This is a genomic window from Allobosea sp. FW305-C-101 (assembly GCF_058783685.1).
Genome location: NZ_JBYSYT010000014.1, coordinates 1 through 12,555 on the forward strand (window position 1 = coordinate 1; position 12,555 = coordinate 12,555).

Consider the following 12,555-nt stretch of genomic DNA (forward strand, 5'->3'; position numbering starts at 1 on the left):
GTCAGGGGCCTGCTCAGAGGACGAACGGTCATGGTCACAACCCTTACACGCAGGCATTTCGGCAAGCTCGCGGCGGCCTCCGCGCTCGCATGCCCGGCCGTGGTCCAGGCGCAGCCCGCCTGGCCCACGAAGCCGGTGCGGATTCTGATCTCCTTCCCGCCCGGCGGCTCCAGCGACTTCGTCGCCCGAGCGATCACGCCAGCCTTGTCCGAGCATTTCGGACAGCAGTTCATCGTCGACAACCGCCCTGGCGCCGGCGGAACGGTCGCGGGCGACATCCTGCGGCGCGAGCAGCCGGACGGCTACACCTTCCTGCTCTCCAACAACGCGCCCTTCACCATCGCGCCGACGATGTTCAAGAAGATCCCCTACAACGTCGTCAAGGACTTCACCCATGTCTGCTATCTCGGCGCGACCTATGGCGGGCTGGTGGCCCATGCCAATGTCGGCGTGAAGACGGCGGCCGAACTGATCGCCAAGGCCAAGGCCAATCCCGGCCAGCTCAGCTTCGGCTCCAGCGGCGTCGGCTCGATCGGCCATATCACCGGCAACACCTTCTGCCGCGCGGCGGGGATCGACATCCTCCATGTGCCCTATCGCGGCGCCGGGCCGCTCAGGATCGACCTCACGGCCGGCATCATCGGCCTGCAGTTCGAAGGCATCGTCACCAGCGTGCCGCAGATCGCGGCGGGCGAGCTCTTCGGGCTGGGCGTCACTTCCGACAAGCGCCTGCCGGCCGTGCCGAACATCCCGACCTTCAAGGAGCTGGGCTACGATGTCTCGGTGAAGAACTGGCACGGCATCAGCGCGCCCGCCAACCTGCCGCCGGCCATCGCGGAGAAGATGAGCGCCGCGCTCGCCGATATCTGCACGCGCCAGGCTACCACCGACCAATTCTCGAAGATCGGCAACTACTACGACCCGATGACCTCGGCCGAGTTCTCCGCCTTCGTCGCCGACCAGATCGACGTGTGGCGGCCGATGATCATCGCCGCCGGGGCGGCGGGACAATGAGCGAGCCCAGCCTCTCCCCCGTCCGGCCGGGGCGGGCCGAGCTCGCCTCCGGGCTGCTGGTCACGGCGCTCGGACTGCTCGGCCTCGCCGCCTCCTGGGACCTCGAACGCGGCGTGCTGCGCCAGATGGGCCCCGGCTACCTGCCGGCCATCGTCTCCTGGCTGATCATCGCCGGTGGCGTCGCGATGATCGCCACTGCCATGCTGAAATCCGGCAAGCCGTTGCCGGACTTCCAGTTCAGGCCGCTGGCCGTCATCTCCGCCGGCATCGCGCTGTTCGGGCTGACGATCGACCGGCTCGGGATTCTCGCGGCCATCGTGATCCTGATCATCGTCTGCGGCTTCGCGAGCCCAATCACCCGCTTCCGGGAGAACGTCGTGCTCGCGGTCTGCCTTGCAGCGGCTTCCGCCCTGATCTTCGTCAAGCTGTTGGGCTTGGCGATCCCCATCCTGCCGAGGTGAGCGCGCCATGGATCTGCTCGGCAATCTCGCTCTCGGCTTCTCCGTCGCCGCGTCCGCGACCAATCTCGGCTTCTGCCTGCTCGGCGTCTTCGTCGGCACGCTGATCGGCGTCCTGCCCGGCATCGGCCCGGTCGCGACGATGGCGATGCTGCTGCCCGCCACCTTCCATGTCGCGCCGGTCTCGGCGCTGATCATGCTGGCGGGCATCTATTACGGCGCGCAATATGGCGGCTCGACCACCGCGATCCTGGCGCGCGTACCAGGCGAGGCCTCGTCGCTTGTGACGGCGCTCGACGGTTACAAGATGGCGCTCAAGGGCAGGGCCGGCGCGGCGCTCGCCATCGCCGCGATCGGCTCCTTCTTCGCCGGCACGGTCTCGACCTTGCTGGTCGCGATGTTCGGTCCAGCTCTGTCGAAGGTGGCGCTCCAGTTCGGGCCTTCGGACTATTTCGCGCTGATGGTGCTCGGCCTCGTCGCCGCGATCGTGCTCGCCAGCGGGTCGCTGCTCAAGGCGGTGATGATGATCCTGGTCGGCATCCTGCTCGGCCTCGTCGGCACCGATCCGAACAGCCCGCTGCCCAGGATGAGTTTCGACGTGCCGGCGCTGGCGGAGGGCATCAATTTCGTCTGCCTCGCGGTCGGCCTCTTCGGGCTTTCGGAGATCATCTACAATCTCGAGAAGGAGATCATCCGGCCGCAGGCGATCCCCTTCCGCGAGCTGATGCCGAACCGGGAGGAGATGAGGGCGGCGACGCCAGCGATCCTGCGGGGATCGCTGATCGGCTCGGCGCTGGGCATCCTGCCGGGCAGCGGCGCGCTGCTCGCCTCGTTCTCGGCTTATGCGATCGAGAAGAAAATATCGAAGACGCCGGAGCGCTTCGGCGAGGGCGCGATCGAGGGCGTCGCGGCGCCCGAGGCCGCGAACAACGCGGGCGCGCAGACCTCCTTCATCCCGTTGCTGACGCTGGGCGTGCCGTCCAACGCGGTGATGGCGGTGATGGCGGGCGCGATGGCGATCCAGGGCATCACGCCCGGCCCGCAGGTCATGGTCAAGCATGCCGAATTGTTCTGGGGCATGATCGCGAGCATGTGGATCGGCAACCTGATGCTGGTGATCCTCAACCTGCCGCTGGTCGGGCTCTGGGTGAAGCTGCTGCAGGTTCCCTATCGGCTGCTCTACACCTCGATCATTCTGTTCTGCTGCATCGGCGTCTACTCGATCAACAGCTCCGTCTTCGACGTCTATCTGACGATCGCCTTCGGCATCCTCGGCTATGTCCTGATCAAGCTGGAATTCGAGCCGGCGCCGCTCCTGCTCGGCGTCATCCTCGGGCCGCTGATGGAGGAAAACCTCCGGCGCGCGATGCTCCTGTCGCGCGGCAGCCTCTCCGTGTTCTGGGAGCGGCCGCTGAGCCTGGGATTGCTGCTGACGGCGGCCGTGCTGCTCATGGTCGTGCTGCTGCCGAGCCTGCGGCAGGCGCGCGACACGCTCAAGGAAGAGTGACGGGGCCTCCCACTGGGTCGCGGGGCGCGTGCGCATCGATGGAAGCGCGCCCTGCGACCACTTTTTCCCCGTGCAAGGGCCATTCGCGATGAAACGCTTCAAGATGCTTCTCAACGCCAATTTCAGCGGGCCGCAGGCCTGGCTGCTGCTGGCGATCCGGTGCGGCTATGTCGCTGAAGCCGGGATCGAACTGGAGTTCACGCCGGGCACCGGCGCTTACAACGCGGCGCCCGGACTGGTCGCGCGCGATTTCGACCTTGCCTACGGCGACCTGAATTCGCTGATCGAGGTCGCGGCGGCCGAGCCGGAGCGCGCGCCGACCTGCTGTTATGCCTTGTTCAACGCTTCGGCGGCGGCGGTCGCGGTGCCCGCTGGCAGCCCGATCACGACGCCGGCCGATCTCAAGGGCAAGCATATGATCGGGCATGCCTCCGATGTGGGCCTGCGCACCTTCCGGGCCTTCGCCGAGGCGACCGGGCTCGATCCGGATGCCGTCAAGGTCGAGACCGCCGACGGGGCGATGGCGGAACTGGTGGCGCGGCTCGACATGGAACGCGGGCCGCATGGCCTGTTCGGCTATGTCAGCACCATCACCGCTGCATTGGCGGCACAGGGCAAGGACGCGGCGACGCAACTGCGCTGGCTGCGCTATGACCATTACGCCCCGTTCTTCTATGGCAGCGGCTTCATGGCCTCGCCGCGCGTCATCGCCGAGGAGCCGGAGGCGCTGGCGCGCCTGGTCGCCGCCATCAATCGCGGCGTCGTCGAGGCCCTCGCCGACGAGGAGGCCGCGCTCGACGCCGTGCTGAGCTTCGCGCCCGAGGCCGACCGGGAGGTCGAGCGCATCCGCTGGAGAACCACGCTCGCCGTCGAACTCGCCCATCCCGATGGTGAGCGGCTCGGCCTCGGCATGATCGACGCGGTGCGCTTCACCGAGAGCGTCCGCCGCCATGCCAGCGCGCAGAACCTGCCGCGCGTCCCCGCGACCGAACGCCTGTTCACCGCCCGCTTCCTGCCGCCGGCTGCAGAGCTTGCCCGCACCCGCCAGACCCAAGGAGCCGTCGCTTGAAACGCCTGCGCATCCTCCTGAACGGCCCCTTCGCCGGCCCTCATGCCGGCTTCGCCCTCGCGGAACGCCGCGGCTACCTTGCCGATGCCGGCATCTCGATCGACTGGCATGCCGGCAAGGGCGCTTCCGCCGTCATCCCCGAACTGCTCGGCGGCGGCTATGACGCCGCCTATGGCGACCTCAACGCGCTCGCGCTCGCGCTCGGCGGACTGCCGCCGGAGACCGGGCCGAAGGCGATCTATGCCGCCTTCAACCAGACGCCGCTGACCATCGCCGTCCGGACAGGCGAGGGCATCGCGACGCCGCGCGACCTGGAAGGGCGCACGGTGCTCGGCCATACCTATGACGCGGCGTTGCAGATGTTTCCGGCGCTCGTGGTGGCGGCCGGGATCGATGCCTCCCGCGTCAAGCTGATCTTCTCGGAGGACTCGCTCGGTCTGATGGTGCGGCGGATGGTCGAGACGCGCGATTGCGAGGGCGTCTTCGGCTTCGTCAACACGATCAAGGCCTCGCTCGCCGAGGAAGGCCTCTCGATCGAGGACAAGGTCGGCTTCATCGAGTACCGCGACTGGCTGCCGTCCTTCTACGGCAATTCCCTGCTGGCATCGCCTGCCTTGCTCGCCGATGCAGGCCTGGCGCGCGTGCTGGTTGAGGCGGTGGCGAAGGGCTTCGCCGATCTGCGCGCCGATCCGGAAGCCGGGATCGATGCCGTGATGGAGATGCGGCCCCAGCTCGACCGCGCGATCAACCTGCGCCGCCTCAAGGGCACGCTCGCCATCGAGATGAACCATACCGAACGGCAGGGCGTGCGCGACGGCGATGTCGATCCGCCCCGCCTGCAGGAGGCGCTCGACCTGCTGGCGCGGGCCTTCCCGGCGACGCGGCCGCTTGAGGCGCAGGAGGTTTTCGCGCAGCTGCGGCCGGCCTGAGGCCGTGGAAGTTGTGGCAGGCTTCGCCACAACATCACCGCGAAATGACCAGACCGGCTCCAGCCTGAGACCGCATTTAGGCTGTCCGATGGGCCTTTCATCGCCAATACAGAGGAGAACTCTCCATGCGAAAGGCCATGATTGCCATCGGAACCGCGCTGCTCGTCTCGGGCGGCGCCATGGCGCAAGCGCCGGCCACGCCGGAGCCGCCGGCCCAATCCGCGCCCTCGGAGGAGAAGGCCGCCACGATCAAGACGGTCAGCGTCGTCGATATGGATGCATTGCCGGCTGCCGCGCAGGAGCAGGTCACGCAACAGTCGAAGGCGCAGCCGGCCGGGCAGCTCCAGCGGGTCCAATCCGCAATCGAGGGCGAGCCCAAGCTGAAATCGGCGTTGGCCACGAAGGGCTTTACCTCCCGTGACGTGGTGCTGGCCTCGCTCGACAATGACGGCGAACTGACCATCGTCGCCAAGCGGGCGTCGTAACTCCGGCGCGACCCGCCACTCAGACCGGGATCAGGGTCGCGACATGGCGCTCCGTCGGCCGTTCGCTTTCGGCGAGGCCGGCGGCGACGCCGGTGCGGTCGGCCGCGCTGCGGTTCTGGCTGAGCTTGCGTTTGCCTTCGAGCGTCGCGATCGGCATTCGCAGGCCGACGATGCCGCGCAATTGCGCCTGGACGAACTCCGGCGGCGCATCCGAGACCGCCCAGGGCGCGGTGCGCTCGCCCTCGTGCAGGTTGGTCAGGCGGGTGACGACATCGAGCAGGCGGGTCGCGTCGTCGAAGAACTCGACCGGACCGGAGGCGTGGACGGTCACGTAATTCCAGGTCGGCACGACTTTGCCGGTCTCCTGCTTCACCGCATACCAGCTCGGCGTCACATAGGCGTCCGGTCCCGCGAAGATGGCGAGGCCGTTGCCGACGGCAGGCACGCGCCATTGCGGGTTCGCCCTGGCGAGATGGCCGTAGAGCACGCCGTGCTCGCCCTCGTTCTCATCGATGAACAGCGGCAGCGGCGTCGCCAGCGGGCCTTCTGCGGTCGCGGTGATGAAGGTTGCGAGGCGCGCGGCGCAGATCGTCGCCAGCAGGCTCGTCCTGTCCTCGTCGCGAAAGGCCGGTGGGGTGTACATGCGGGAACTCCTTGTGCCGCCGCCGTCATGCCTGCAATCTGGACCTTCAGGAATATCCAGTTCTGAAGGTTTTCTGTGGTCCAGTTGGAAGAGCAGGGCGTCACCCGCCGGATCATCGCCGCGATCAAGCAGCGCATTCATGATGGGGAATACCGGCCGGGCGACCGCCTGCCGTCGAGCCGGGCGCTTGCTGCCGAATGGGGCGCGTCGCGCACCACGGTCACGGCCGCTTATGCGCAGTTGATCGCGGAGGGCTATCTGCTCAATCGCCCCGGCGCGCGTGCCGTCGTGGCGCGCGGGCTTGCGGCTGCTCCAATACCCAAGGCCGATGCTCCGGCGAGCGTGCGGGTCCTGTCCGATTTTGCCGAGCGCCTGCTTGCCTTGCCCGCGCCGGCCCGGTTCCAGACCTACCGCGTCGCCGATCTCCGCTATGGCGATCTGAACGGGGCGGATTTTCCGATGCTGGCCTGGCGCCGCGCGCTCAACCGGGCGAGCCTGCGCCGGGCCGAGCGTTTGCGCTACAGCGATCCGCAGGGTTCGGCTCCGCTTCGCGAGGCCTTGCAGAGCTATTTGTGGCGCGCCCGTGGGATCAGTTGCGCGCCGGAGCAGATCATCGTCGTCAACGGCTCGCAGCAGGGGCTCGATCTCTGCGCCCGATTGCTGCTCGATCCCGGCGACAGCTTCGTCATGGAAGATCCCGGCTATGTGCTGGCGCGGCATGCTTTCGCGGCTTCCGGCGGGGTGGGCGTGCCTGCCGTCGTGGATCGGGAGGGCATCCGAACGGAGGGGCTGCTTGCGGCGCGATTGGCTTATGTCACGCCGTCGCATCAGTATCCGCTCGGCAGCGTGCTTTCGGCGGCGCGGCGACGCGCCTTGCTGGACTGGGCGGACGAAGCCGGGGCCGTCATCGTCGAGGATGATTATGACGGCGAGTATCGGCATGGTGTAGCGCCGATCCCGCCCTTGCAGGCCTCCGCTCCCGACAAGGTGATCTATCTCGGCACCGTCTCGAAGACGCTCTCGCCGACGCTGCGGCTTGGCTATCTCGTCGTGCCGCCTGATCTCAGCCCTGTCTTCGCGGAGGCCAAGCGCCTGACCGATCGGCATACGCCCTTGCTGGAGCAGGAGGCGCTGGCGGAGTTCCTGTCGAGCGGCGGCTACGAGCGTCATATCCGCAGCATCCGCCGGCGCAACGCGGAGCGCCGGGCGGCGCTGCTGCAGGCTCTCGCCGATGAATGCGGGACGCGCCTGACCGTGACCGGCGCGGATACCGGCCTGCATGTCGTCGCCTGGCTGAACGGCGTCCCAGCGGAGCGCGAGGCGGCGATCGTCGAAGCGGCCCGCGAAGCCGGAATCGGCCTCTATCCGATCGGGCCGCTTTATGCCTCGGGGACCGAGCGCCCGGCCGAGACCGGTTTCGTCATCGGCTATGCGGCGCATGAGGTCGATGTGATCCGGCGCGGCGTTGCCGGACTGGCCAAGGTGTTTTCTGCGGTGACCTGAAATCAGCCGCGCAAGCCGCCGAGCATCAGGTCGCAATAATCCTGCGCGAAGGACGCGGCACGGCGGCCTTTGCCCGGCTTGAACCAGCGCACCATCCAGTTGAGCATCGAGAGCACGGCGCGGCTGGTGATGTCGATATCGAGCGGGCGGAAGGCGCCCTTGGCGACGCCGTCGGCGATGATTTGCCTCAGGGTCTGCTCGTGCTCGTCGCGCAGCTTCTGCGCCTCCGCGATCATCACGATGTTCTCCATGCCGCCATAGCCGACGAGCATGGTGAGGAAGCCGTCATAGTGATCCTCGAAGAAATCGGCATGGGCGGTCATGAAGCGGGAGAGCGCCTCTTCCGGGCCGGAGGCGCCGGCCGTCGCCTGCGAGACATGGCGGCGCAAGCCTTCCAGCGTGCGCACGATGATCGCCTCGTAGATCTCCTGCTTGTTGGGGAAGTAGTGGTAGATCGCCGCCTTGGTGACGCCGACGGAGGCCGCGAGCTCGCTAAGCGAGGTCCCGTCATAGCCGTCGCGGGCGAAAAGCCGGGCGGCGTCGTCGAGGATGCGGTCGCGCGCGTTCTCGATGGTCGGCGGGCGACCCTGACGCTTCGGTTTCGTGTCGGTGTTGTTGGGCGCCGCCATGGCTCGTCAGCCGATCGCGCCGGCAGCGCGCAGGCGCTCGATCTGCCCGGGCTCAAGGCCGAGATGCTCGGCGAGGACCGCATCGGTATGCTCGCCGACCGCAGGCGGCGGCGTCGGCTCGCGCGACGGGCTCGCGGACATCCGCAAGGGGCTGCGCACCGAGCGGAAGGTACCGATCGTCGGTGAGGGCACCGAGACGACGCTCTGGCGCAATTCGGCGATGTCGCTGCTCAGGGCCTGCCCGACGCTGCGGACATCGCCGGCGGGCACGCCGGCTGCGCGCAGGTCGGCGAGCACTTCGCTCAGGTTCAGGCCCGCGAAATGCTGTTCGAGCAGGGGGAGCAGGGTTTCGCGATGCTCGGTGCGCTTGCGGTTGGTCGCATAGCGCGGATCGTCCGGAAGATGCGTCAGGCCGAGCGCCCGGCAGAAGCGGCGGAACTGCTCGTCATTGCCGACGGCGATGGCGATCCGGCCGCCGATGCAGGCGAAGATCTGGTAGGGCACGATGCTGGGATGGGCATTGCCGTAACGGCCGGGCTCCTTGCCGGTATTGAGATGGCCCGAGGCGATATTCGCCAGGAAGAACAGGGCGCTGTCGTTGAGGCCGATATCGAGCCATTGCCCCTCGCCGCTGCGCTCGCGCATGTAGAGCGCGGCGAGCACGGCCTGGACGGCATTCATGCCGGTGACGAGGTCGATGAAGGCGACGCCCAGCCGCATCGGCTCGCCATCGCGTTCGCCGGTGATCGCCATGAAGCCGGATTCGGCCTGGATGATGAAGTCGTAGCCGGGCCGCTCCTCCTGCGCGTGGCCGCGGCCATAGCCGGAGATCGAGCAGACGATCAGGCGCGGGTTGATCGCCTTGAGGTCCTCATAGGTCAGCCTGAACTTGCGCAGCGAGGCCGGCCGGAAATTCTCGACGAGGATATCGGCCTTGCGGGCGAGTTCGACGATGATCTCGCGGCCCTCAGTCGTGCCCATATCGACGGCGAGGCTCTTCTTGTTGCGGTTGGCGCCGAGATAATAGGTCGAGATGCCCTCGACCGAGGGTGGCATCCAGCCGCGCGTGTCGTCGCCCGCGCCGGGCTGCTCGATCTTCCAGATTTCGGCGCCGAGATCGCCCAGCGTCATGGTCGCCCAGGGGCCGGCGAGGACGCGGGTGAGATCAAGAACCTTGATGCCTTCCAGTGCCGCGCCCATCGCCTGCCGCCTCGCGCTTTCGATATTTACTTACCGGCTGGAAGGTATTTAACTGCCTCGCCTTGTCAAGGAAGCCCGAGGCGCCGGGCGAGGGCAAGCGAGGGAGACGGCGATGGCCTTGGACAGCGAGACGATGCAGGGGCTACTGGAGAGCGTGGCGCGCTTCGTCCGTGAGCGCCTGCGGCCCCTGGAGCATCAAGTCGCGCAGGAGGATCGCATTCCCGCGGAGATTCGCCGGGAAATCGCGGAGATGGGTCTGTTCGGCCTGTCGATCCCGGAAGAGTTCGGCGGTCTCGGCCTGACGATGGAGGAGGAGGTCCGGGTCGCCTTCGAGTTGGGCAAGACCTCGCCGGCCTTCCGCTCGCTGATCGGGACCAATAACGGCATCGGCTCGCAGGGGCTGATCATGGACGGCACGGAGGAACAGAAGCAGCGCTACCTGCCGCGCCTGGCCTCGGGCGAATTGATCAGCTCCTTTGCCCTGACAGAGCCGGAAGCGGGCTCCGATGCCGCTTCGTTGAAGACCTCGGCGCGAAAGGTCGAGGGCGGCTATGTCCTCAACGGCACCAAGCGCTTCATCACCAATGCCCCGCATGCCGGGTTGTTCACGGTGTTCGCGCGGACCGACCCGTCGCAGCCCGGTGCGAAGGGCGTTTCGGCTTTCCTCGTCGAGGCGGGCACGCCGGGGCTCTCGCTCGGGCCGGTCGACAGGAAGATGGGCCAGAGCGGCTCGCATACATCGGACGTGATCTTCGAGGATTGCCGCGTGCCGACTGACGCGCTGCTCGGCGGGCGCGAGGGGCAGGGCTTCCGCACGGCGATGAAGGTGCTCGATCGCGGGCGCCTCCATATCTCGGCGGTCTGCGTCGCGATGGCCGAGCGCGTGATCGATGACAGCCTGCGTTATGCGGTCGAGCGCAAGCAGTTCGGCCAGCCGATCGCCGAGTTCCAGCTCGTGCAGGCGATGCTCGCCGACAGCCGGACGGAGGCCTATGCGGCGCGCTGCATGGTCTTGGAGACGGCGCGGGCCAAGGATCGCGGCGAAGACGTCGCGACGGATGCCGCCTGCTGCAAGCTCTTCGCCAGCGAGATGGTCGGCCGCGTCGTCGACAGGGCCGTGCAGATCCATGGCGGGGCCGGCTATATCGCCGATCACGGCATCGAGCGCTTCTACCGGGATGCGCGCCTGTTCCGGATCTACGAGGGCACCTCGCAGATCCAGCAGATCGTCATCGCCCGCAATATGGTGAAGGCGCTGGGCTGAGCGAACTCAGCGCCGTTCGTCGAGCGCGTCGCGGACGCCGTCGCCGAGCAGGTTGACCGCCAGGATCAGCAGGCAGAGCCCGGCGCCCGGCAAGGCGATCAGCCAGGGATCGAACAGGATGTGCTCGCGCCCTTCCGCGATCATCAGGCCCCAAGAGGGCGTCGGCGGCTGGGCGCCGAGACCGAGGAAGGAGAGCGCGGCTTCGAGCAGGATGACGTTGGCGATCTCCAGCGTTGCGACCACGATCAACGTGTTGCGCAGGTTCGGCAGGATGCCGTGCAGCATGATGTAGAGATGCGAGGCGCCGAAGGACTGGGTCGCCTGCACGAATTCGCGGCTGCGCAGGCTCTGCGCTGCGGCGCGCACGACCACCGCGAAACGGTCCCAGAGCAGGAGGCTGAGCACGATCGCGAGTGTCTTCAGCGAGGCACCGCCCAAGGCCACGGCGGCGAGCGCCACCAGCACGATCGGGAGCGAGAGCCGCGTCGTCACGATGAAGCTGATCGCCATATCGACGCGGCCGCCGAAATAGCCGGCGGCGAGGCCGAGCATCGTGCCGATGAACCCGGCGCAGAGCGTGACGCCGAGCCCGATCAGGAGCGAAACGCGCGCGCCATAGAGCAGGCGGGCAAGGTAGTCGCGGCCGAGATGGTCGGTGCCGAGCCAGTGTGCCGGGTCCGAGCCCGGATACCAGAAGGGCGGGATCATGCGCTTGCCGAGATCCTGCGCGATCGGATCATGGCTCGAGAGCCAGGGCGCGAAGATCGCGACGAAGACGATGATGGCGAGCAGGCCGCCGCCGATGCGGATGGCGCTGCTGGCGCTCAGGCCCTTGAAGAGCTTGCGCCGGCGGACGGCGGGGCTGTCGGCGATCGACATCAGGCGCTCCTCAGGCGGGGATCGAGCCAGGCATTGATCAGGTCGGCCACTGTCGTGAGCGTCACGTAGATCAGCGAGAGGATCAGGATGATCGCCTGCACGACCGGCAGGTCGCTGCGCAGCAGCGATTCCCAGGCGAGGCGGCCGAGCCCGTTGATGGCGAAGACGCTCTCGATGACGATCGAGCCGGAGAGCATCAGGCCGAACTGCACGGCCGCGAGCGAGACCAGTGGCAGCACCGCGTTGCGCAGGGCATGGACCAGCAAGACGCGTGGCTGCGAGGCGCCCTTGGCGCGGGCGGTGCGGATATAATCGGCGGTGAGCACGTCGATCATGCCGGCGCGGGTGAGGCGCATCAAAGCGGGCATGGCGTAGTAGCTTAGCACCACGACGGGCAGGATGTAGCCCTGCCAGCTTTCCGTGCCGGAGATCGGCACGAGCCCGTACCAGACGCCGAAGATCACGATCAGGATCAGGCCGAGCCAGAAGCTCGGGATCGCCTGGCCGAGCACGGCGAGCATCAGCGCGATGCGGTCGAGCGTGCCGCCGGGCTTGAGCGAGGCGAGGATGCCGAGCGGGACGGCGACGACGAGCGCGAGCAGGAAGGCGAGAGAGCCGAGGACGAGCGTGACCGAGAGCCGCTCCGCGATGATCGGCGCCACCGGCAGGTTGAAATAGAGGCTCGTGCCGAAATTGCCGGCGAAGGCCTTGCCGATCCAGCTCAGGAACTGCAGCGGGATCGGCCGGTCGAGGCCATAGGCCTGCCGGATCAGTTCGACATCCTGCGCCCTGCCTGCCTGCCCGGCGAGGACGACGGCGGGGTCGCCGGAGACGAACATCAATCCGAAGGCGACGGCCGAGACGGCAAGCGCCACGAGGGCGGCGACGATCAGGCGGCGCGCGAGAAAGGGCAGCATGACGGCTCCGGGGATAGCGGGTCGGCCTGCCTGGCAGGGATGGCGCCGCTACCAGTCA

The 12,555-nt window shown here is 67.7% G+C and carries 13 protein-coding genes; 8 read left to right on the forward strand and 5 right to left on the reverse strand.

Going from position 1 to position 12,555, the window contains the following annotated elements; all coding sequences use genetic code 11:
• Positions 1 to 30: 30 nt before the first annotated feature.
• From AC3WMA_RS26380 to AC3WMA_RS26405, 6 genes are all read left to right on the forward strand, one after another.
• A complete protein-coding gene (locus tag AC3WMA_RS26380; RefSeq protein WP_492288227.1) occupies positions 31 to 1,014 on the forward strand; it encodes a Bug family tripartite tricarboxylate transporter substrate binding protein in 984 nt (327 codons plus the stop codon).
• Positions 1,011 to 1,475 carry a tripartite tricarboxylate transporter TctB family protein gene (locus AC3WMA_RS26385; RefSeq protein WP_492288228.1) on the forward strand — a complete coding sequence of 155 codons (465 nt, stop codon included), beginning with the start codon at positions 1,011 to 1,013 and terminating at the stop codon, positions 1,473 to 1,475. Before AC3WMA_RS26380 ends, AC3WMA_RS26385 begins: the two co-directional genes overlap by 4 nt.
• 7 nt (positions 1,476 to 1,482) lie before the next feature.
• Positions 1,483 to 2,979: a tripartite tricarboxylate transporter permease gene (locus tag AC3WMA_RS26390; protein WP_492288229.1), complete on the forward strand. Its 1,497-nt coding sequence runs from the start codon at positions 1,483 to 1,485 to the stop codon at positions 2,977 to 2,979.
• Between the two features lie 88 nt (positions 2,980 to 3,067).
• Positions 3,068 to 4,048, forward strand: a complete 981-nt coding sequence (locus AC3WMA_RS26395; RefSeq protein ID WP_492288230.1) for an ABC transporter substrate-binding protein — start codon at positions 3,068 to 3,070, stop codon at positions 4,046 to 4,048.
• On the forward strand, positions 4,045 to 4,977 hold the full coding sequence (locus AC3WMA_RS26400; RefSeq protein ID WP_492288231.1) for an ABC transporter substrate-binding protein: 933 nt from the start codon (positions 4,045 to 4,047) through the stop codon (positions 4,975 to 4,977). Before AC3WMA_RS26395 ends, AC3WMA_RS26400 begins: the two co-directional genes overlap by 4 nt.
• 125 nt (positions 4,978 to 5,102) lie before the next feature.
• Positions 5,103 to 5,462 (forward strand): hypothetical protein, encoded by a 360-nt coding sequence (locus tag AC3WMA_RS26405; protein WP_492288232.1) that lies wholly within the window; start codon positions 5,103 to 5,105, stop codon positions 5,460 to 5,462.
• A 19-nt stretch (positions 5,463 to 5,481) separates the two neighbouring features.
• On the opposite strand, the gene AC3WMA_RS26410 is transcribed toward AC3WMA_RS26405, so the two are convergent.
• Complete coding sequence (locus AC3WMA_RS26410) at positions 5,482 to 6,105, reverse strand: FMN-binding negative transcriptional regulator (RefSeq protein WP_492288233.1); 624 nt, start codon at positions 6,103 to 6,105, stop codon at positions 5,482 to 5,484.
• A 75-nt stretch (positions 6,106 to 6,180) separates the two neighbouring features.
• Between AC3WMA_RS26410 and pdxR the strand changes: the two genes are divergently transcribed.
• Positions 6,181 to 7,608 carry a MocR-like pyridoxine biosynthesis transcription factor PdxR gene (gene pdxR, locus AC3WMA_RS26415; RefSeq protein WP_492288234.1) on the forward strand — a complete coding sequence of 476 codons (1,428 nt, stop codon included), beginning with the start codon at positions 6,181 to 6,183 and terminating at the stop codon, positions 7,606 to 7,608.
• A gap of 2 nt (positions 7,609 to 7,610) precedes the next feature.
• Here the strand turns inward: pdxR and AC3WMA_RS26420 are convergent, their stop codons facing one another.
• Positions 7,611 to 8,237, reverse strand: a complete 627-nt coding sequence (locus tag AC3WMA_RS26420) for a TetR/AcrR family transcriptional regulator (RefSeq protein ID WP_492288235.1) — start codon at positions 8,235 to 8,237, stop codon at positions 7,611 to 7,613.
• Positions 8,238 to 8,243: 6 nt separating this feature from the next.
• Positions 8,244 to 9,437: a CaiB/BaiF CoA transferase family protein gene (locus AC3WMA_RS26425; RefSeq protein ID WP_492288236.1), complete on the reverse strand. Its 1,194-nt coding sequence runs from the start codon at positions 9,435 to 9,437 to the stop codon at positions 8,244 to 8,246.
• Positions 9,438 to 9,549: 112 nt separating this feature from the next.
• On the opposite strand from AC3WMA_RS26425, the gene AC3WMA_RS26430 reads away from it, so the two are divergent.
• Positions 9,550 to 10,701: an acyl-CoA dehydrogenase family protein gene (locus AC3WMA_RS26430; RefSeq protein ID WP_492288237.1), complete on the forward strand. Its 1,152-nt coding sequence runs from the start codon at positions 9,550 to 9,552 to the stop codon at positions 10,699 to 10,701.
• A 6-nt stretch (positions 10,702 to 10,707) separates the two neighbouring features.
• On the opposite strand, the gene AC3WMA_RS26435 is transcribed toward AC3WMA_RS26430, so the two are convergent.
• Entirely contained in the window at positions 10,708 to 11,580 is an 873-nt protein-coding gene (locus AC3WMA_RS26435) for an ABC transporter permease (protein ID WP_492288238.1), read from the reverse strand.
• Positions 11,580 to 12,497 carry an ABC transporter permease gene (locus AC3WMA_RS26440; RefSeq protein ID WP_492288239.1) on the reverse strand — a complete coding sequence of 306 codons (918 nt, stop codon included), beginning with the start codon at positions 12,495 to 12,497 and terminating at the stop codon, positions 11,580 to 11,582. Before AC3WMA_RS26440 ends, AC3WMA_RS26435 begins: the two co-directional genes overlap by 1 nt.
• Positions 12,498 to 12,555 lie beyond the last annotated feature (58 nt).